This window comes from Pseudoduganella sp. R-43 (genome assembly GCF_049913255.1).
Taxonomy (GTDB): domain Bacteria; phylum Pseudomonadota; class Gammaproteobacteria; order Burkholderiales; family Burkholderiaceae_D; genus Rugamonas.
On record NZ_CP183988.1, the window covers coordinates 1,468,619 to 1,487,701 of the forward strand.

18 protein-coding genes are annotated in these 19,083 nt (G+C 61.5%); 12 read left to right on the top strand and 6 right to left on the bottom strand.

What is annotated here, in order from left to right:
* Positions 1-216: 216 nt before the first annotated feature.
* A complete protein-coding gene (locus ACN9M3_RS06880) occupies positions 217-2,523 on the bottom strand; it encodes a UvrD-helicase domain-containing protein (protein ID WP_426321386.1) in 2,307 nt (768 codons plus the stop codon).
* Between the two features lie 152 nt (positions 2,524-2,675).
* Here ACN9M3_RS06880 and ACN9M3_RS06885 point away from each other — a divergent pair, with 152 nt between their 5' ends.
* The 4 genes from ACN9M3_RS06885 (at position 2,676) to ACN9M3_RS06900 (ending at position 5,624) form a co-directional block, all read left to right on the top strand.
* The gene (locus tag ACN9M3_RS06885) at positions 2,676-3,089 is read left to right on the top strand and encodes a hypothetical protein (protein ID WP_426321388.1); all 414 of its coding nucleotides are present in this window, start codon (positions 2,676-2,678) and stop codon (positions 3,087-3,089) included.
* 1,094 nt (positions 3,090-4,183) lie between these two features.
* On the top strand, positions 4,184-4,528 hold the full coding sequence (locus ACN9M3_RS06890) for an acyl carrier protein (protein WP_426321390.1): 345 nt from the start codon (positions 4,184-4,186) through the stop codon (positions 4,526-4,528).
* Between the two features lie 101 nt (positions 4,529-4,629).
* The gene (locus ACN9M3_RS06895) at positions 4,630-5,133 is read left to right on the top strand and encodes a DUF6985 domain-containing protein (RefSeq protein ID WP_426321392.1); all 504 of its coding nucleotides are present in this window, start codon (positions 4,630-4,632) and stop codon (positions 5,131-5,133) included.
* Between the two features lie 23 nt (positions 5,134-5,156).
* The gene (locus ACN9M3_RS06900) at positions 5,157-5,624 is read left to right on the top strand and encodes a DUF4275 family protein (protein ID WP_426321394.1); all 468 of its coding nucleotides are present in this window, start codon (positions 5,157-5,159) and stop codon (positions 5,622-5,624) included.
* Positions 5,625-6,354: 730 nt separating this feature from the next.
* Here the strand turns inward: ACN9M3_RS06900 and ACN9M3_RS06905 are convergent.
* The 3 genes from ACN9M3_RS06905 to ACN9M3_RS06915 are packed head-to-tail and all read right to left on the bottom strand — an operon-like array spanning position 6,355 to position 8,550.
* Positions 6,355-7,137: a BPSS1780 family membrane protein gene (locus ACN9M3_RS06905; protein ID WP_426321396.1), complete on the bottom strand. Its 783-nt coding sequence runs from the start codon at positions 7,135-7,137 to the stop codon at positions 6,355-6,357.
* A complete protein-coding gene (locus ACN9M3_RS06910) occupies positions 7,138-8,094 on the bottom strand; it encodes a homoserine kinase (protein WP_426321398.1) in 957 nt (318 codons plus the stop codon). It abuts the gene before it with no gap.
* A 36-nt stretch (positions 8,095-8,130) separates the two neighbouring features.
* Positions 8,131-8,550 carry a hypothetical protein gene (locus ACN9M3_RS06915; protein WP_426169063.1) on the bottom strand — a complete coding sequence of 140 codons (420 nt, stop codon included), beginning with the start codon at positions 8,548-8,550 and terminating at the stop codon, positions 8,131-8,133.
* A gap of 109 nt (positions 8,551-8,659) precedes the next feature.
* On the opposite strand from ACN9M3_RS06915, the gene polA reads away from it, so the two are divergent.
* The 7 genes from polA (at position 8,660) to ACN9M3_RS06950 (ending at position 16,943) form a co-directional block, all read left to right on the top strand.
* Positions 8,660-11,413: a DNA polymerase I gene (gene polA, locus ACN9M3_RS06920; protein ID WP_426169065.1), complete on the top strand. Its 2,754-nt coding sequence runs from the start codon at positions 8,660-8,662 to the stop codon at positions 11,411-11,413.
* A 142-nt stretch (positions 11,414-11,555) separates the two neighbouring features.
* Entirely contained in the window at positions 11,556-12,431 is an 876-nt protein-coding gene (locus ACN9M3_RS06925) for a dienelactone hydrolase family protein (protein WP_426169068.1), read from the top strand.
* 130 nt (positions 12,432-12,561) lie between these two features.
* Positions 12,562-13,275, top strand: a complete 714-nt coding sequence (locus ACN9M3_RS06930; RefSeq protein ID WP_426169071.1) for a ZIP family metal transporter — start codon at positions 12,562-12,564, stop codon at positions 13,273-13,275.
* A gap of 53 nt (positions 13,276-13,328) precedes the next feature.
* Positions 13,329-13,931 carry a type VI secretion system-associated FHA domain protein TagH gene (gene tagH, locus ACN9M3_RS06935; protein ID WP_426321401.1) on the top strand — a complete coding sequence of 201 codons (603 nt, stop codon included), beginning with the start codon at positions 13,329-13,331 and terminating at the stop codon, positions 13,929-13,931.
* 11 nt (positions 13,932-13,942) lie between these two features.
* On the top strand, positions 13,943-14,713 hold the full coding sequence (locus ACN9M3_RS06940; protein WP_426169075.1) for a PP2C family protein-serine/threonine phosphatase: 771 nt from the start codon (positions 13,943-13,945) through the stop codon (positions 14,711-14,713).
* Positions 14,710-16,476, top strand: coding sequence for a serine/threonine-protein kinase (locus tag ACN9M3_RS06945; RefSeq protein WP_426321403.1), 1,767 nt, complete (start codon positions 14,710-14,712; stop codon positions 16,474-16,476). Before ACN9M3_RS06940 ends, ACN9M3_RS06945 begins: the two co-directional genes overlap by 4 nt.
* Positions 16,473-16,943, top strand: coding sequence for a TssQ family T6SS-associated lipoprotein (locus ACN9M3_RS06950; protein ID WP_426321405.1), 471 nt, complete (start codon positions 16,473-16,475; stop codon positions 16,941-16,943). Before ACN9M3_RS06945 ends, ACN9M3_RS06950 begins: the two co-directional genes overlap by 4 nt.
* A gap of 3 nt (positions 16,944-16,946) precedes the next feature.
* Here the strand turns inward: ACN9M3_RS06950 and ACN9M3_RS06955 are convergent, their stop codons facing one another.
* A complete protein-coding gene (locus ACN9M3_RS06955; protein WP_426169083.1) occupies positions 16,947-17,132 on the bottom strand; it encodes a hypothetical protein in 186 nt (61 codons plus the stop codon).
* Positions 17,133-17,284: 152 nt separating this feature from the next.
* On the opposite strand from ACN9M3_RS06955, the gene ACN9M3_RS06960 reads away from it, so the two are divergent.
* Positions 17,285-18,058 (top strand): hypothetical protein, encoded by a 774-nt coding sequence (locus ACN9M3_RS06960; RefSeq protein WP_426321407.1) that lies wholly within the window; start codon positions 17,285-17,287, stop codon positions 18,056-18,058.
* Positions 18,059-18,192: 134 nt separating this feature from the next.
* On the opposite strand, the gene ACN9M3_RS06965 is transcribed toward ACN9M3_RS06960, so the two are convergent.
* The gene (locus ACN9M3_RS06965) at positions 18,193-19,047 is read right to left on the bottom strand and encodes a sulfurtransferase (protein ID WP_426321409.1); all 855 of its coding nucleotides are present in this window, start codon (positions 19,045-19,047) and stop codon (positions 18,193-18,195) included.
* Positions 19,048-19,083 lie beyond the last annotated feature (36 nt).

The following is a 19,083-nucleotide window of genomic DNA, read 5'->3' on the forward strand; positions in this document are numbered from 1 at the left end:
CCTCCGTGGGAATGTCAGTAACGATGGCGTCCACTGTAGGCTATGCCTCATTGCATGAAAATTCCAAATAATCGCGTTTATCCTATGCAAAAATGCATAACGATGGCGACCTGTGTTTCGAGAACAGCTATGGGCACCCGGGGATTAGATTTCGCTCAAAGAGTTAGCGCGGTGAAGTAGTGGGCGGAAACGCGAGCACTTCCGCCCGAGCCGGCATCAGAGCCGTTCCAGCTTGGCGACCGAGAGGTCGAGCACCTTCATGCCGAACGAGCCGAAGTTGATTTGCGCGCGGCAGTTGGCGCCGCTGCCTTCGAGGTTAACGATCACCCCTTCGCCGAACTTGGCGTGAGCGACCGACTCGCCGATGCGCCAGCCGCCGGATGCACCGGAGCGCTCGTTCATGCGTGCAGCCAGGCGGTTGTCCGCGCTTGGCACGGAAGGCATTTCATCCCACGCGGACTTGCGCGAGCCGGTAGAGAACCAGTTGTTCTGCACGCGCGCCGTCAACCACTTCAACGATTCCTCCGGCAGTTCGTCGAAGAAGCGAGACTTCATGTTGTAGCGCGTCTGGCCGTGCAGCATGCGGGTCTGGCAGAACGACATGTACAGCCGCTTGCGCGCGCGCGTGATCGCGACGTACATCAGGCGACGCTCCTCTTCCACGCCGCCTTCTTCCTTCGAGCTGCTCTCGTGCGGGAACAGGCCTTCTTCCAGGCCGGTGATGAAGACGTTGTCGAATTCCAAGCCCTTGGCCGAGTGCACCGTCATCAATTGCAGCGCATCCTGGCCTTCCTGCGCCTGGTTGTCGCCGGCTTCCAGCGAAGCGTGCGACAGGAAAGCTGACAGCGGCGACATCACGGTTGCCAGCGGAGCGTCTGCATCAATGATCTCGACACCATCGGCCACCACCACTTGCGCGCCTGCTGCTGCAGAGGCCTGCGGACCGAGGTGCGCAGGCGCGCCCTGGCCGAAGCCTTCCTCCGAAACGAACTGCGTTGCCGCGCTGACCATCTGCTCCAGGTTCTCGACGCGGTCGGCGCCTTCCTTCTCGTTCTGGTAATGCTGCAGCAGGCCGGAAGAATCCAGCGTGATCTTCACCAGTTCCGGCAGCGCCAGTTGCTGCGTCTCGAAACGCACGCCCTCAATCAGCTTGGTGAAGGCGGCCAGCGAGCTGCCAGCTTTGCCGACCATGTATGGCACGGCTGCATACAGCGAACAGTTGTAAGTAGCCGCTGCATTCTGCAGTTGCTCGATCGAGCGCGCACCGATGCCGCGCGCCGGGAAGTTCACCACGCGCAGGAAAGCCGAATCGTTGTGCGGATTGTCCATTAACTGCAAGTAGGCGATGGCATGCTTGACCTCAGCGCGCTGGAAGTAGCGCAGGCCGCCGTACACGTGGTAAGGCATGCCGGCCGAGAACAGCGCATGTTCGATCACGCGCGATTGCGCATTCGAGCGGTACAGGATCGCGATTTCGCGGCGCAGGGCGCCTTCGGCAATCAGCGACTTGGCTTCCTCGATGATCCATTGCGCTTCCTGCAGGTCCGAGCTCGCCTCGTACACGCGAACTTGCTCGCCGTGGCCGGCGTCAGTGCGCAAGTTCTTGCCCAGGCGGCGGCTGTTGTTCGAGATCAGCAGGTTGGCGGAATCCAGGATGTGGCCGTGCGAGCGGTAGTTCTGTTCCAGCTTGATCAGGTTCTTGACCTGGAACTCGCTTTCGAAGGCCTGCATATTGCCCACGTTGGCGCCACGGAAGGCGTAGATGCTCTGGTCATCGTCGCCCACCGCGAACAGCGCGCCGCCGAACGGCGAGGCATGGCCGGCCATCAGCTTCAGCCAGGCGTACTGCAGGTTGTTCGTATCCTGGAACTCGTCGACCAGGATGTGGCGGAAGCGCTGCTGGTAATGCTGGCGCAGCGGCTCGTTGCGCGACAACAGTTCGTAGGTGCGCAGCAGCAGTTCGGCGAAATCCACCACGCCTTCGCGCTGGCACTGGTCGTCGTAGAGCTGGTAAAGCTCGACCAGCTTGCGCTCCAGCGCGTCGTAGGCCTCCACCTGCGAGGCGCGCAATCCCTGGTCTTTGTTGTTGTTGATGAAGTACATCACCTGCTTCGGCGGGAACTTCTCGTCGTCGATATTGTTCGCTTTCAGCAGGCGCTTGATCATCGACAGCTGGTCTTGCGAATCGAGGATCTGGAAGGTCTGCGGCAGCGCGGCATCCTTGTAGTGGGTGCGCAGCAAGCGGTTGCACAGGCCGTGGAAGGTGCCGATCCACATGCCGCGTGTATTGATCGGCAACATGGCGCTCAAACGGGTGAGCATTTCCTTGGCCGCTTTATTGGTAAAGGTCACCGCCAGCACGCCGGCCGGAGAGACCTGGCCAGTCTGGATCAGCCACGCGATACGGGTGGTCAGCACGCGCGTTTTGCCCGATCCGGCGCCGGCCAGGATCAGGGCGTTTTGCGGTGGCAGGGTGACTGCTGCGAGTTGTTCGGGATTGAGGTTGTGGAGGAGATTTTGCATGCCGCCATTATACCGGCGGTGCGCTTGGAAGGCCGTCTGGCCGCCGCCATAGCTAGTTGGTTATGGCTAGGAGATTGATTGCCAGAGTGTTAGGCGTCATAATGATGTTTGTTAAAACGTCAATATGACATCGAATCACGTTGGGAGGAGCGTTGAAAGCGAAATCGGCATATCTCGGCGCACTTTCGGCGCTGTTGGCGACTTGCGTGTTTGGCCGTATGTCGTTCCTCGCAAGCACCGGCGCCTTTGAAAATCCGGATCCGACGCAATTTCAGCAATTCGCTACGCTCTGGCGGTCTCTTTATTGGATCGTTCCGGCCATGGTACTTGGCATACTCATTCGGTATCGCTTGGTTCTTGTTGCTGCCGCAGTCCACTTAGCTGGCGGGCTTGTGCTCTTAGCTTTCGAGTATTCGCACTTTGTGCCAAAAGGACAGCTTTTTCCGCTACCGCGTGACCTCTTAGGCATGGGAGCGGAGCTCATTCTAGGTATTCCTGTTGCCATCCTTCTTGCGTGGCTAGTGCGAAAAACATCGGTCAAATTTTCTGGTCTGCGTTCGGCATGAGCTATTATCCCAACCATTTGTTCCAGCGGACGCCTAGCGGCGCCGCTGAACAGCGACGTTATGCCCAATGAGACTTGTAATCGACACTAGGTTCACCTTTATAGCTGGCGTACTTACCCTCCTGCTTTTCATGTTGGCGGGATCGCTGTCGGCTACTCCGGTTGGCTTAGTAGGTACTTGTCTTATCGGCGCAGCGCTGGGTGCGTTTCGGAGTCCTTCATTTGCGGCATATGCGGGCGGAATTATTTCTGCACTTGCTATCTGCAGCGCAGTTGGTTTGCTTTTCGGCGAGTCACTCTCGGCCGCGATCGTCATGGTTCCGTTCATACTCATGCTGGTGTTGCTTTATGCAGGCGCTGCCTTTTTTGTCGGTAGATTTGGCGTGATACTTTGGCATCGCATAACCAGTCATTCAACTCGGACGCGCTAAAGCGCGCCTGGACTTACGAGTTCGACACAATTTGGGGGGGAGTGATGCCTATTTTCTTGGTCCTGCCAATCCCACTTCGTGCACCGACTGGCAAGGAAAAAATCGAGTTCTTGCTGCAAGACGATCGTGTTATTCGTGCCACCGTGACGCAAGCTACTTACCAGTATGGCGGTGTTTTCCTCTTTTCCCCAGAGGGCCCATTTGTCAGGTCATTCCGTTGAATGGTAAGGGGTTCTAATGCCGATCTTTACAGAAGGACGGTTCACGTAGGTAATGAAAGGCCTCGGTCGTTTCTTGTTCAGCCCAGGCCCGATCGAACTCGCAGGAAGGAGGAAGAGAGATCTTGAGCGGGAACGGTCCACGCTCACTGCAAGTGCTAGTCCTGACGAACACGCTCAGCTCAGCGCGCTGATTGACTTTGAAGAGGAGTTCATCCGTTCTATGTCGGAGCGAGCGGCTGAAAAAAGGAAGCGGGACTATTCGGTCAGCGCAAAAGGCATTCTTCAACTCTTGGGGTTGTCCGTGCTCGTGCTTTTCGTCGTCGTTTGGCTAAGGTGATTGTCATCCACGTCAGGAGGCAGGCATCAAAACTTTCGTGATAATTCTATGCCTCGTCGCGTTGGCGCTCGCTGTTGTGCGACTCGACTCCTGGCGGCGGAAAAGAATGATTGAGCGTGCCTTCCAGGGGCGCGCATCGCTCACGCCTGAGAAGTTCTATGAAACGTATTTTCTGAAGAAGGGCTTTTCACTTTCTGTGGTGGCTGGCGTGCGAGACGTGCTCGAAACGCAGCTTTCTGCAGACTTGTCTCGGCTTGTAGATACCGATGATTTTTCTAAGAACCTGAGTTTCTTTTGGTCCTTTGACTCGATGGCGGACGTGGAAGTGGTGTGTGCGTTGGAAGAACGGTTTCACATTGAGATCTCGGACGACGAAGCCTTGAACACCCACACGGTTGAAGACATCGTAAGTCTTGTACATAAAAAAACTGGAGTACAGGGGCAACCGTGAGCCATGGTACATTCCGATCTCAAACTTTCTAACCAGCGCACGCTAGAGCCTCAGTTATGTCTTCCGAAAGATTATCGTTTTCCTGTGTCAACGACACATTGATGGTTGCACGCGTCAGCGGTCAACGTTGGGGAGAGATTAATTTTCAGGCTGCCGACCGTCAGTTGGATATCTACTTGATTTACGCTCCTTACGGGCGCGAACCTGTTCCTTTATCGGAGCGGGAAATGGAAATCGTGGAGTGGGTGCTTGAGAACTCCGAAGAAATTGGCCACTCGATTGTTGATGCGGTTCATAGCAACTGCGCAGAGTTGCTGGCCACCAGTTCATCTACGCGAAAACACGACAACCCATTGCCCAACATTCAGTCAAGGGAAGAGGTGCTACGTCATATTAGTCTCAATGCGATATATATCCATCACTTGCCAGATGTGCCAGGTACGATCATTGGTGCGGAACTGGGCTGCACGTGGGACCGCTGGGGCGTTGGTGTGTTGTTGTCGGGAAGTACTGTGCTCCGCGTTGGTTCTCTCGAAACGGCGTTCTCTGAGTCGCTGGCGCGGCAATATGCCAGCGAGCCATCTGGGACGAAGGCTTCGGATTGACCTGCGGCTGACTAGGGAAGCGTATGCGGATTAAGGAAATGGTTCATCCGGGCAGCGTAGTGCGCCAGTTCTCCGAGGCGGAGGCGAGCCAGCTTGCGGACGACTGGCTCGCGGTATTCGGCAATAACCGGCAGGGCGCCAACACGAAGGCATACCTCTGGCATGTTTTCAGCGGTGCGCGCTATCCGAGTATTGCCGGCGCCGAAGCAATTCAGCAATACGAGCAACAGGCGGGCATGGAGTTCGTCGTCCTGGCGAATGATCGCAAACTGGCCTTTGTCACCGATTTGCTCCCCACGTCATCTTCGCTCGCCGACTACTATGTGTTCCCGCCAAACTTCGCGTGGACCATGGCATTTACGCACGAAGACGGCTGGCTGGGCCCGTACTTTGCGCGCCATCCTGACTTTGTGAAACTGGATGCTGAAAATCAGTTCAAGCTGGAGAAGCGGCGCCAGGCCGAGGCCGCGCGTCGGAAAGGATGGGCCTAAGGGATTTATGATCGGGTGGAATGAGCGCATTCAAGGCTTGCCAGCAGCGGCGGCACGGGCGGGTCGGACCCTTGGGTCTGACCCTGGGTTACCGGGTTTGCACTTTTGGGATGAGACAATTGCGGTCGCGGCGATCATGCGGCCTGTGCGCCAGCCTGACTTTTGCACTCTTTCGATTTTCAAACCAGAACCGGTAAATCAGGGTCAGACCCAAGGGTCAGACCCGATACGCGACGGTCGCTGACTTCGGTATTCCCGATGAAATTGCAGATCTCCACCTTGCTGTTCTTAGCTCTCATGACGAATACTTTTGCCGCTGAAGTTGGGCGGCCTGGCGAGCTTCTCGGATGTTGGGGCGGTAGTGAGGGTGAGACTCGTTTCAGCGATGGCGTGGTGCAGCGAACTACTACGGAGTGCACGCGCTTCTACTCGGATTCGGAAATTTTCGTGACCTGCGCTGGGCCAAATCCAGGCCAAACCTCATGGCTCACACTCGAGTACCAGGTGGAATCTCCCTCAACGTACACGCAGCAGGCTCGAAGAGGCAGTCATTTGGCGCAGTCGGTTGGGTATTTGCGCCCGAACGAGTTCTCGATTGATGGAGACCTTCTCAGCGTTACCAGCTATCCGGACGCCACTGGCCGGAGCGGGCGATCAATCACGCAGATGACTGCCCGGTTCAAACGTATATCTGGCGTGAACGCTCCACGTGAATGTGTGCTGGAGAGGTTTATTGACCTGGCGCCGCTCCCGGCAGCTCCGGCTCGCCAAAAATAGCCTTGTAGGCGGCGTATACCGAGCATTGGATGACCATGACAAGTACCATCAGCGACGATTGCAGCACTGCCATGCCCAGCAGGGTCTTGCCGAGCAGGAGCAGCACCACATTAGTCAGCAGCATCACAATCGCCACCCAGCATACGAAATACAGCAGGAAGGCACGCAGCGCTCGCCAGACGGCAAAGAAGCTGTAGAACAGCGCTTTGCCGACCCGCATTTGCTGCCAGAAGATTAGCGGCGCGGCGAACAGCATCGCCATGCTGAGCGGCAGCGACAGCAGGAAGATCACAAACATGGCCCAGCCGAAGTTGCCGTTGGCAGCCGCGGCCGCTGCTGCTGCATCCGGCTTTGCCTGCTGCTCCGCCAGCTGGCGCATCGTGTCCATGCCGACCACGGACGCAAACAGCATGGCCAGCAGGGCCAGCACCAGGACGAACAGCGCCCCCAGTCCGGCCAGGCGCGGGAAAATCGGTTTCTGGAAGACCGGGCGCAGCATTTCCGGCGTCAGGCTTTGCTTGCGATCGGCGGCGGCGCAGGCCTGCACGAAGACTGCGGTGAATACCGGCGCCAGGATCATTGGCAGCCATTGCCCCAGCAGGGGAATAATTCCCAGCACCACACCCGCCACCAGGTAGGCCAGCATCAATAGCATCAGCCCGCCGGGCTGTTTGCGGAAGATGGCGAAGCCTTCGCGAATCCAGGCGACGCCTGCGCTGGCGGGGATGTTACTCATTTAATACAACTCCGGGGCCGGAACGGCAATGCGTGTGCGCAGGATGCGCTCAAAGTGGGTCGGGTCGTGCGGCGTCAGCATTTCGGCGGCGCGCGGCAAATAAAAATCGTACAGGCGCGACAGCCAGAAGCGCAAGGCGCCGGCGCGCAGCAGGGCCGGCCACAGCGAATGCTCGGTGGCGGTGAAAGGCCGCACCGCGTGGTAGGCGTCCAGCATGGCGCGCACGCGTGCTTCGTCGAGGGCGCCGGTCGCCAGGTCGATGCACCAGTCGTTGACGGTCACTGCGACGTCGAACAGCCAGCTATCGCAGCCGGCAAAGTAGAAGTCGAAGAAACCGGTCAGGCGCTCGCCGTCGAACATCACGTTGTCGCGGAACAGGTCGGCGTGCACCGGGCCGCGCTGCAGGGCGTGGTAGTCGTCGGAGGCGTGCAGCGCTTCCTGGAACTTCATTTCATCGTGCAGCAGGTGGGCTTGTTCCAGCGCCAGGTGCGGCAGCACGGCGGCGGTGGCTTCGCGCCACCATGGCAAGCCGCGCAGGTTGGGCTGCTGCAGGGCGAAGTCCTGGGCGGCCAGGTGCATGCGCGCCAGCATGGCGCCGACCGCAGCGCAGTGCACCGGTTGCGGCGCCATTTGCGGCTTGCCTTCCAGCTTGGAGACGATGGCGGCCGGCTTGCCGTGCAGCGGCACGCAAAGTTCGCCCTGGTCGTTGGGGACGGGCGCCGGCACCAGCACGCCGTGGTCGGCCAGGTGGCGCATCAGCTGCAGGTAGAACGGCAGCTGCTCGAACGTCAGGTTTTCAAAAATCGTGAGCACGAACTCGCCGCGCTCGGTAGTCAGGAAAAAATTGCTGTTCTCGATGCCGGACGCGATGCCTTTCAGCGCGAGGGCTTTGCCAAGGGGGAATTGCTTGATCCAATGGCCGACATCTTCCAGTGAGACCGGGGTAAAAACTGCCATGAGAAACCAGGTTAAGTGTTCGTACGGGGCGCGCGCTTACTTGGTCGGCGCGGCCGGCTGGGCTGGCGGTGGAGGTGGCGGCGGGCCGTCTTCCTTTTCCGCTTCCTCGGCAGAGCGTTTCTTCTTCTTGCTGAGGAGGTCGAACTCCAGCACAGTCCACTGCGGGCCACGGTTGGCCGAGCCGGCTGCATCGCCGGGCAGTGCGCTGCCAGCCGGGGTATTCGGCTTGACGGTATACGTGCTTCCGCCGCTCTTGACCTTGGCTTCGGTCACGCGGCCACCTTCGCGCTTTTCCACAATCTTGGTTTCCCGGCCCGGCTTGGCCGTGACGGTGACCGGATTGTCCACTTCCTCGATGCGTTCCAGTTGCTGCGGCTGGGGCGGGGCAGACTGCGCCAGGGCGCCGGAGGCCAGCAGGACTAGGGGGAGGGCAAGCCAGGAAGTGTGGGCGCGCATGATGGGATTTCGTTCAATTTATTGGTTTGACCATTGTATCAAATGCCCTCCTGTCCCGTTGTAAAACTCTGCGATAATGGAATATTGAGATTTACACCACTCCCCTGCTATGCAAAAGACCCTGTTGCTGGTCGATGGTTCCAGCTACCTGTACCGTGCCTTCCATGCCTTGCCTGACCTGCGCAGTGCCGAAGGCTATCCAACCGGCGCCATGCATGGCATGGTCAATATGCTGCGCCGCCTGCGCGCCGATTTCCCGGCTGCCTACATTGCCTGCGTCTTCGATGCCAAGGGCAAGACTTTCCGGGACGATATGTATCCCGACTATAAGGCGACCCGGGCGCCGATGCCGGACGACCTGCGCCTGCAGATCGAGCCTATCCACGAAGCGGTGCGCGCCATGGGCTGGCCGATCCTGATGGTGGAGGGGGTGGAAGCGGACGACGTGATCGGCACCCTGTCGGTGCAGGCTGAGCAGGCCGGCCTGGACGTGGTGATTTCCACCGGCGACAAGGACCTGGCCCAGCTGGTGACGCCGAAAGTCATGCTGATCAACACCATGACCAATGAAAAGCTGGACGAGGCGGGTGTGCTGGCCAAGTTCGGCGTGCCGCCGAACCGCATCATCGATTACCTGACCCTGATCGGCGATACCGTCGACAACGTGCCGGGCGTGGCCAAGTGCGGCCCGAAAACCGCGCTGAAGTGGCTGCAGGAGTACGACAGCCTGGCCGGCATCATGGAAAACGCCGACAAGATCGGCGGCGTGGTGGGCGGCAACCTGCGCGCGGCGCTGGAATGGCTGCCGAAGGGGCGCGAGCTGATTACCGTGAAGACCGATTGCGACCTGTCGGCGCACATGATGTCGATTTCCGAGTCGCTGGGCGCCAAGGATGAAGACCGCGAACAGCTGGTCGCCTTCTTCACCAAGTACGGCTTCAAGACCCTGCTGCGCGAGCTGTCCGGCCTGACCCCGGCCGCGCCGGCACCGGGCAGTGCTGCCGCTGCCGTGCCGGCACCGGGCGCCACGGCCGACCTGTTTGCCGCGCCGCCGGCGACCATCAGCTACGAAACCGTGCTGACCGAAGAGCAGTTGGAAGCATGGCTGGCGCGCATCGATGCCGCCGCGCTGACCGCGCTCGATACCGAAACCACTTCGCTGGAACCGATGTTGGCCGAAATGGTCGGCATTTCGCTGTCCACCGAGCCTGGCATTGCCTGCTACATTCCGCTGGCGCACCGTTACCCTGACGCGCCGCAGCAGCTGCAGCGCGACTGGGTGCTGTCGAAGCTGAAGCCCTGGCTGGAAGACGGCAGCAAGCCGAAACTGGGCCAGAACCTGAAGTACGACGCGCACGTCTTCGCCAACCACGGCGTGACCCTGCGCGGCATCGTGCACGACACGCTGCTGCAATCGTACGTGTTCGAGTCGCACCGCACCCACGACATGGACAGCCTGGCGCTGCGCCACCTGAACCACAAGGCCATCGCTTACGAAGAAGTGTGCGGCAAGGGCGCCAGCCAGATCGGCTTCGACCAGGTTGAAATCGGCCGCGCCACCGAGTACGCGGCGGAAGATGCCGACATCACGCTGCGCCTGCACCTGGCCATGCACGGCCAGGTCTCCGGCGACGAAGGCCTGACCCGCATCTACAACACCATCGAGCTGCCGACCGCCGTGGTGCTGCAGAAGATCGAGCGCAACGGCGTGTTGATTGATGCCGCCCTGCTGGCGACCCAGTCCAACGAACTGGGGGCGCGCATCCTGGAACTGGAGCAGAAAGCCTACGAGCTGGCAGGGCAGCCGTTCAACCTCGGCTCGCCCAAGCAGATCGGCGAGATCTTCTTCACCAAGCTGGAACTGCCGGTGGTGAAAAAGACCCCGAGCGGCGCGCCATCGACCGATGAGGAAGTGCTGCAAAAGCTGGCGGAAGATTATCCGCTGCCGAAAGTGCTGCTGGAATACCGCGGCATGGCCAAGCTCAAGTCGACCTATACCGACAAGCTGCCAAAGATGATCAACAGGCTGACCGGCCGCGTGCATACCAACTATGCCCAAGCGGTGGCGATCACAGGCCGCCTGGCGTCCAACGATCCCAACCTGCAGAACATTCCGGTGCGTACCGCCGAAGGCCGCCGCATCCGCGAAGCATTCATCGCGCCGCCTGGCGCGCACATCGTGTCGGCCGACTACTCGCAGATCGAGCTGCGCATCATGGCCCATATTTCAGGCGATGAAGCGATGCTGCGCGCCTTCCACGAAGGCGAAGACATCCACCGCGCCACCGCCGCCGAGATCTTCGGCGTGGCGCCAGCCGATGTGCAGCCGGAGCAGCGCCGTTATGCCAAGGTGATCAATTTCGGCCTGATCTACGGCATGAGCGCCTTCGGCCTGGCGGCAAACCTTGGCATCGACCGCACCGCCGCGCAGAACTACATTGACCGCTATTTCGCCCGCTTTGCCGGCGTCAAGCGCTACATGGACGAAACCCGCGCCGAAGCCAAGGCGCAAGGTTATGTGCAGACCGTGTTCGGCCGCCGCTTGTGGCTGCCGGAGATCAACTCGCCAAATGGCCCGCGCCGCCAGGGCGCCGAACGCGCGGCGATCAATGCGCCGATGCAGGGCACGGCGGCGGACCTGATCAAGCTGGCCATGATCGCGGTGCAGGACTGGATCGAGCGCGAAGGACTGGCGACCAAGATGATCATGCAGGTGCATGACGAGCTGGTGCTGGAAGTGCCGGACGCCGAACTGGCCTTGGTCAAGGACATGCTGCCGAAGCTGATGGCCGGCGTGGCCGAACTCAAGGTGCCGCTGGTGGCCGAAGTGGGCGTTGGCTGCAACTGGGAAGAAGCCCACTAAGCCGACTGGTAGCCCTCGAGCCGTTGTTTTGCCTGTGCCATTTCCTGTGGGGCTGACAGAATTTGGCAATCGGGTTGACAATTTTTGTCATATCAGGCTGCTGCAATTGTCATTCAATTAATATTCCCAACAATTAAACCGCATGCAGGATTTGCAAAACGACGCCAAAGCGCTGATTGGCCCAGCAGAAGGCATGGATCGCCGCGATTTCATCAAGGCTGCCTTGGGCACCGGTTTCGCCACCGCTGTGATGCCGGTGCAGGCGCAAACCGTGATCAGCACGGATACCACGGGCCTGACTGCCGGCACCATCCAGATCCAGGTCGGCGGGCAAACCGTCCCGGTCTACCGCGCCCAGCCGGAAGGCAAGACCAGGCTGCCCGTGATTCTTGTTGTTTCTGAAATTTTCGGCGTCCACCAGCACATTGCCGACGTGACGCGCCGCTTGGCCAAGGCGGGATACCTGGCGCTGGCGCCGGACCTGTTCGTGCGCCAGGGTGACGCAAGCCGCGAGCAATCCATCGCTGACCTGATGGCTAACATCGTCCGCAAGACCCCCGATGCTGACGTGATGGGCGATCTGGATGCCGTTGTGGAGTGGGCGCACACTAACGGCGGCGATGCCAGCCGGCTGGGTATCACCGGCTTTTGCTACGGCGGCCGCATCACCTGGCTGTACAGCCACCACAACCCGCAAGTCAAAGCCGGCGTCGCCTGGTATGGCCGCCTGGTGGGGGAACGCACTGCCGCCTGGCCCGCGCTGCCGGTCGACATTGCGCCAACCCTGAAAGTGCCGGTACTGGGGCTGTACGGCGGCAAGGACCAGGGCATCACGCTTGCTTCGGTGGAGCAGATGCGCGCCGCCCTGGCGCAAGGAAGCGGCAAATCCACCATCCACGTCTATCCCGATGCCCCGCACGGCTTCAACGCAGACTACCGTCCGGAATATCGCCCGGACGCGGCGCAGGATGGCTGGCAGCGCACGCTAGCGTGGTTCCAGGCCCACGGCGTGGCCTAAGTTAGCGAAAAATGCTGCAGGGCGGTAAAATGCCCGGTTTGCACGCGAAGGAAGCACCATCGACCCCGTCCTGACCTCCATCCTGCTGGCCACCACGATTGCCGGCGTTGCCAGTATCACGGCAGCGGCGGTGTTTTCGTTCGCCCTGCTGTCGAAGGTGGTCGAAAAGATGGTCAGCCTGTCGGTCGGCATCATGCTGTCGACCTCGCTGCTGCACGCGCTGCCGGAAGCGTTTGAATCGGGCACCGACCCGCGCCACCTGTTCGGTGCGCTGCTGGCCGGCCTGCTGGCCTTCTTCCTGCTTGAAAAGCTGGCAATCTTGCGCCATTCGCACCATCACGAGCATGACGGCCACCACCACCATCACGGCCACGACAAGGCGGAAGCCGGCCGTGCAGGCTGGATGATCCTGCTGGGCGACGGCATGCACAATTTCACCGATGGCATCCTGATCGCGGCGGCCTTCCTGGCCAACCCGCAGCTTGGCATCGTCACTGGGGTAGCCATCATCGCCCATGAAATCCCGCAGGAAATCGGCGATTTCATCGTGCTGCTCAATGCCGGCTTTTCACGCACCCGGGCCTATGTCTACAACCTGCTGTGCAGCCTGTTGTCCGTCGCCGGCGGGGTGCTTGGCTACTACACGCTGGACAAAGCTACCAACCTGATCCCCTTCGTGCTGGTGTTTGCCTCATCGGGTTTCATCTATATCGCGGTCAGCGACTTGATGCCGCAAATGCAACGCCGCGCCACCATGCGCGAAACCATCCCCCAAGTTGTCTTAATTGCACTTGGTGTTGTAATTGTGCTTTTCCTGACCGCCGGTGCGCACAATACGCACTGATTAGTTACGTGCGGGCATCATTTTTGCTACGCTACGGGGGATAGGAGATCCACATGCAAGAAACTTCGACCGAACACCACACTGCCGATGCCCTGATGGCTGCGTTCCAACGCGGCGCCGGGGTGCAACCGAACTGGCAACTCACGCCAGAATTCATGGAAATGCTGGGAAAACTGGTCGGTACCTCGATCAGCGGTGCGCATAGCCTGCTGCTGAATCGCGCTGAGCTCAAGCGCAATATCCACGCCGACGCAACGGTCGTCGTCGTACGCAACAACAATCCCCTGAAGTTCCTGCCTGACAGCCAGGCTGCCAAGACCCAGATGCTGCGCAAGAAAATGCCTGGCTTCATGGGCCCGGTGGAAGCGCTGGAAGATGCCTTTGCCGACCTCTCCGCCCACCAGGCCTGCGTCAAAGCCGGCATGGAGGGCGCCGTGGCGGAAGCGTTGACGCGCCTTTCGCCGAAAGCGGTCGAGGAGCAGCAGAAGCGCAGCGTGCTGGGCACGGTGCTGCCGCTGGCGCGCAAGGCCGCCCTGTGGGATAGCTACCGCGCCAGGCATGCAGACCTGGCCAAGGCCTGCGAGTCCAACTTCAACGGCACGCTGGGCGATGCTTTCCTGAGCGCCTATGAGCGCCGCCAGGACGAGATGGAATAAGGGAGTCAGCCATGGCCGATATGCCCCAGCGCATTGCGCTCAGCGTCGCGGAGGTTTCCTCCGTCGGCGGACGTGCATCCAACCAGGATGCCATTGGCCGTGCCGAGCGCGGTGAACTGGTGTGCTTCGTGGTCTCCGACGGCGCGGGCGGCCATGAGGGAGGCGAAATCGCCTCCCAGATCGTGGTGCAGGCGGTTTTGTCCAACTTTGGCGCGCGGCCCGACTTCAGCGCCGACGCCACGCCGGCCATGGTGGCCGAAGCGGCTATTGCGGTGGCCCGCAGCAAGAGGGAGCGCCCGGCGCTGCAGGGCATGAGCGCCACGGTGGCGCTGGCGCTGGTCGATCGTGCCGGCGCCCAGGCGACGTGGGCGCATATGGGCGACACCCGCATCTACCTGTTCCGCCGCGGGCGCCTGCTGCATGCCACGCGCGACCACAGCATGGTGCAGCAGATGATCGACGCCGGCCTGGCCGCCGGCGCCGACCCGCGCAGCCATCCCAAGCGCAATGTGCTGTATGCTGCCATTGGCACTGAGAACGAAGTGCAGCCGTCCGTGATGCCGCCGATGGCGCTGCGCGCGGGCGACGCGATCCTGATCTGCACCGACGGCCTGTGGGAATGGGTCGCCGAGCCGCAGATGGAGTTGTTGCTGGCGAAAGCGGGCAGCGCGCAGGAATGGCTGTCCGCCATCTGCACCCTGGCCGACGAGCGCGCGGGCCTGGTGCACAAGGCCCGCGATAATTTCAGCGCGCAGGCAATTTTTATCGGTGAAGCTCCATGAACAAAGCAGTCGAACTGCCTAACAGCCTGCCAATCGGCACCCGCGTCGCGGAATTCGAGATCCGCGAAGTGATCGGTGAAGGCGGTTTCGGCATCGTCTACCTCGCCTTCGACCACTCGCTGCAACGCACGGTGGCCATCAAGGAATACATGCCGTCGGCGTTGGCCGCGCGCGCCAACGATCACACGGTGACGGTGCGCTCCAAGCGCCATGCGGAAGCATTCGAGGCCGGCTTGCGCAGCTTCATCAACGAAGCGCGCTTGCTGGCGCAATTCGACCACCCGGCGCTGGTCAAGGTGTACCGCTTCTGGGAATCGAATGGCACGGCCTACATGGCCATGCGCTATTACGAAGGGAGCACTTTCAAGGCGGTGATTCGCGACAATCCGGAGCTGGTGAACGAAGCCTGGCTCAAGCGACTGCTGCAGCCGGTGCTGGGCGCGCTGGAAGCGCTGTATGCGGCCAAGATCCTGCACCGCGACGTTTCGCCGGAAAACATCATGATCCAGCCGGATGGCCAGCCGGTGCTGCTCGACTTCGGCGCGGCGCGCCAGATCGTGCAGGACATGGCACAGTCGCTGACCGTGATCCTGAAGCCGGGCTTTGCGCCGGTCGAACAGTATGCCGATGACGAATCGATGCGCCAGGGCCCGTGGACCGATATCTATTCTCTGTCGGCCGTAATGTACGCCGCCATCACCGGCAAGGCGCCGCCGGCAGCGGTGGCGCGCATGCTGAATGACCCGATCGAGCCGCTGGCGATCAGCGGGCGCGAAGGCTACAGCAACCAGTTCCTGGAAGCGATCGACCGCGGCATGGCCGTGCGTCCGGAGATCCGGCCGCAATCGATCGCCGAATTTTCCTCGCTGCTTGGTTTTGACGCTGCTGCGCCGGGCGCGGCGCCCGCCGCCGAGGGCAGCAATGCAGCAGCCGACGCCGCTGCCGACGGCGCAAATGCCAGCGCCGCCGGCGACGCCAGCGCAGCGCCAGAGAGTGCGCCGCGCCGCCATCGTTCGCGCTCGGCCCGCAATGCCGAGAAAGGCGGGCCGGCAGCAAGCGAAGCCAGCGCCAGTTCAAGCCCGAGCGCCAGTTCGCCGTTCGACTCCGGCTCGCGCTCGAGCCGCAACAAGACCAGCAGCAAATCGGGCAGCAAGTCGGGCCGGCAGGCAATGCCGGTCGCACGCAGCTCGCGCCCGTCAAACAATATGATCGCTGGCGGCCTTGTCGTGCTGGCTTTGCTCGTTGGCGGCATTTCGTGGCTGGCCGACGGCAGCCCGGTCAAGCCGGCCGCGCCGGAAGTAGCCAGCGCGCAGGTGCCGGCCGCTGGCAGTGCCGGCAGCGAAGCGCCGGCCAGCGCAGCATCGGCCGGCACAGAATCGGCCAGCGCGATTGCCGCAGCCAGCACGCCGCCTGCCGAGCCACAGCTTGCAGTTGCCGGCAGCAGCACTAATGCAGCGTCGACCTCCGGCGCCGCGCCGGTCGCGGCACAGGCGGCATCGGCCGGCGCAGCGCCAGGCGCCGCAGCCGCGAGCGCAGAAGCTGCCGCGCCGACTACCGGCACGCTCAGCATCGCTGTGCAGCCCTGGGCTACAATCTACGTCGACGGCGTCCAGAAAGGCATCACACCGCCTTTGAAGAAACTGACGCTGCCGCTGGGCGAGCACGAAGTGCGCCTCGAGAACCCCAACTTCCAAGCCTATGTCCAGAAAGTTAATGTGGACGCCAGGAAGCCGGTCACCATCAAGCATGACTTTGCACAATGAAGAATAAGATTTTCCTGATCGCGGCCGCGCTGGTGCTGGCCGGCTGCGAATCCTTCGGGCCACTGCACGACAAGCCGGCGCACCCACCTGCAACGGCCAAGGAAGCGGCGCCGGCGCCGGTCAAGAAGGCCAGCCCGCCCCCTCCGCCAGCGGAGCCTGAAGTGCCCGATGCGCGCAAGGCGCTCAACGCGGGCATCGAGATGTACAAGGCCGGCAATTTCAACGGCGCGATCAAGCAGCTCACCGGACCGGAACTGGCCAATGCGGAAAAGCCGCTGCAGGTGGAAGCGCTCAAGTACACCGCCTTCAGCTACTGCGTCACCAACCGCGCCACGCTGTGCCGCCAGCAGTTCGCCAAAGCCTTCAAGCTGGACAGGTCCTTCGACCTGAGCCCGGGCGAAAAAGGCCATCCTCTGTGGACGCCTTCTTTCGAACGCGCCCGTAAGGAAGCCGCAAAAAAAAAGTAGTTGCTAATGAACGACGCGCAATGACGGGGTGTGACGCAGCAAGTTCATGATCTCTTCATCCCGGAAGCCATTCTGCTTCAGGAAGATCCAGGCATGAATGCTGCCCGCCTCCACGTTGATGCGCATGGCAATCTGGACGATGTCCTGGGTCTCGAATTGCGCGGCCGCCAATTCTGTTCTGATTTTCATATTTTTGCTCTCGCAACAAGTTCGTTATCCCCGACGAACTCCCAAGAACATAGTCACACGTTCCCATGCAAATTTCCAACGAAAAGCGAGCTGTTGCGGCAAGCACGCCACGTTGTAATACAGTTGTCACAATCTTTCCATAGGCTGGCATCATGATTTGGACAATGTTGAATACCTGGTACGCCCAGCGTCTCATGCAGCGCTCGCGGCACGGCAAGGCCCTCAAGGAACTACCGCCCGGCCTGTACAATTACTGGAAAAGCAGCGCACGTCTCGAATACCACGGCATCCCGACGGATGCCGTTTTTTTTGCCCGATCCGCGATTGGCCTGCTCGACTTTTTCGAATGCGCCGCACAGGGCAGGACGCCATGCGCCTTGCCCTCGAAGGCCGCCGACTCGGTCTGGCATGCCTGGCTGCGCCTATCGCCGCTCAAGCTGGAAGCGTTCTGCCGCAAGCACTTTGGTCGCGTGGTGCCGCATGTGGAAGGTTCTGCCATGGGCGGCAACCTGGATGAAGCGCTGGCGGTCTGCCTGGTCAGGGCGCGCCATGCGGAAGGACTGAACCGCGAAGGACCGCGGCTGCCGTCGCTCTTCCTGTTGGACAAGAAGCTGAATATGCCGCTTGGCTATGGCTACTCGGTCAAGCACGGACAGCCGGGTTACAGCCAGCTCGACGCACGAGGCCGGTTCGACCCAAACATCAACTGCCCACCGCAGATGGCTGCCGCCGGCTTGCTGACAGCGGGCCTGATCACGACCGCACAGTTCAACGACTTCGAGCAACGCGCCCGGCAGCAGGCTGCGAGCAGTGACAGCAGCGGCAGCAGTTGCGGCTCCGGCTGCGGCAGTTCGGTCGACTGCAGCGATGCCTCAAGTTCCAGTTGCGACAGCGGAGGCAGCAGCTGCGGCGGAGGCGGCGACTAACGCTACGCTCGAGCCCGTGTCACACCCTGGGGTCACACCCCAAGTGTGACACGGGCTCGGCTGTTCACGCAGATGAGGCCGTGTCACTGTCGGGGTGTGACCCCATGGTGTGACACGGGCTGGGCCGTGGGATTTCAGGCGGGGCCGGTGGCGACGGGACGGGTGCTGTCGGCGCACCATTCGGACCAGGAGCCGGGGTACAGCGCGGCACCTGGCAGGCCGGCGATTTCCAGTGCGAGCAGGTTGTGGCAGGCGGTGACGCCGGAGCCGCATTGCATCACGGCGCTGGCCGGCGCGCCGACTATCTGCTGCAGTTCCTGTTTCAGCACTGCGGGCTCTTTGAAGCGGCCGTCGGCTTGCAGGTTGTCCTTGAAGAAGCGGTTGCGCGCGCCGGGGATATGGCCGCCTACCGGGTCGATCGTTTCGTTCTCGCCGCGGAAGCGGTCGTTGGCGCGGGCGTCGACGACTTGCAGGCGTTTCGTGTCGAGATTTTCAAGCAGCTCGCCGACCGTTGCCGTGCGCACCAGCGTTGCCTGGTCGGCGAGCTTGCCGCGCGGGCGCTCGGTGATCGTCGTCACCAGGGGCTGGCCGGCGGCGCTCCACGCTGCCAGGCCGCCGTCGAGCACCGCTACCGCGCCATGCCCGACCCAGCGCAGCAGCCACCACAGGCGCGCTGCGTACATGCCGCCGTGTGCATCGTAGGCGACGACTTGCGTGTCGTCGTTGATGCCCCAGCGGCGCAGGGTTTCCAGCAGCGCTGCGCGTTCCGGCAGCGGATGGCGGCCGCGGAACACGCCTTCGGCGTCCTTCTTGGGGCCCGACAGGTCGGTGTCGATATTGGCGAATTGGGCGTTCTGGATGTGGCCTTTGGCAAAGGCATCGCGGCCGAAAGCGGGATTCATCAGGTCGTGGCGGCAGTCGAGGATGATCCATTGCGGGTCGTCCAGGTGCTGCGCAAGGGTGTTGGCGTCAATCAGGGTGGTATGCATGCAGTTTCCTTCAGTGTCGCTGGCAATGCTGGCGAC

What these genes read in the sequence shown, in the direction of transcription:
- ACN9M3_RS06880 (WP_426321386.1), bottom strand. Translation starts at nt 2,523, where the DNA reads ATGCAAAATCTCCTCCACAACCTCAATCCCGAACAACTCGCAGCAGTC.
- ACN9M3_RS06890 (WP_426321390.1), top strand. Translation starts at nt 4,184, where the DNA reads ATGATTGAGCGTGCCTTCCAGGGGCGCGCATCGCTCACGCCTGAGAAG.
- ACN9M3_RS06895 (WP_426321392.1), top strand. Translation starts at nt 4,630, where the DNA reads ATGGTTGCACGCGTCAGCGGTCAACGTTGGGGAGAGATTAATTTTCAG.
- ACN9M3_RS06900 (WP_426321394.1), top strand. Translation starts at nt 5,157, where the DNA reads ATGCGGATTAAGGAAATGGTTCATCCGGGCAGCGTAGTGCGCCAGTTC.
- ACN9M3_RS06905 (WP_426321396.1), bottom strand. Translation starts at nt 7,137, where the DNA reads ATGAGTAACATCCCCGCCAGCGCAGGCGTCGCCTGGATTCGCGAAGGC.
- ACN9M3_RS06910 (WP_426321398.1), bottom strand. Translation starts at nt 8,094, where the DNA reads ATGGCAGTTTTTACCCCGGTCTCACTGGAAGATGTCGGCCATTGGATC.
- ACN9M3_RS06915 (WP_426169063.1), bottom strand. Translation starts at nt 8,550, where the DNA reads ATGCGCGCCCACACTTCCTGGCTTGCCCTCCCCCTAGTCCTGCTGGCC.
- polA (WP_426169065.1), top strand. Translation starts at nt 8,660, where the DNA reads ATGCAAAAGACCCTGTTGCTGGTCGATGGTTCCAGCTACCTGTACCGT.
- ACN9M3_RS06925 (WP_426169068.1), top strand. Translation starts at nt 11,556, where the DNA reads ATGCAGGATTTGCAAAACGACGCCAAAGCGCTGATTGGCCCAGCAGAA.
- tagH (WP_426321401.1), top strand. Translation starts at nt 13,329, where the DNA reads ATGCAAGAAACTTCGACCGAACACCACACTGCCGATGCCCTGATGGCT.
- ACN9M3_RS06940 (WP_426169075.1), top strand. Translation starts at nt 13,943, where the DNA reads ATGGCCGATATGCCCCAGCGCATTGCGCTCAGCGTCGCGGAGGTTTCC.
- ACN9M3_RS06945 (WP_426321403.1), top strand. Translation starts at nt 14,710, where the DNA reads ATGAACAAAGCAGTCGAACTGCCTAACAGCCTGCCAATCGGCACCCGC.
- ACN9M3_RS06950 (WP_426321405.1), top strand. Translation starts at nt 16,473, where the DNA reads ATGAAGAATAAGATTTTCCTGATCGCGGCCGCGCTGGTGCTGGCCGGC.
- ACN9M3_RS06955 (WP_426169083.1), bottom strand. Translation starts at nt 17,132, where the DNA reads ATGAAAATCAGAACAGAATTGGCGGCCGCGCAATTCGAGACCCAGGAC.
- ACN9M3_RS06960 (WP_426321407.1), top strand. Translation starts at nt 17,285, where the DNA reads ATGATTTGGACAATGTTGAATACCTGGTACGCCCAGCGTCTCATGCAG.
- ACN9M3_RS06965 (WP_426321409.1), bottom strand. Translation starts at nt 19,047, where the DNA reads ATGCATACCACCCTGATTGACGCCAACACCCTTGCGCAGCACCTGGAC.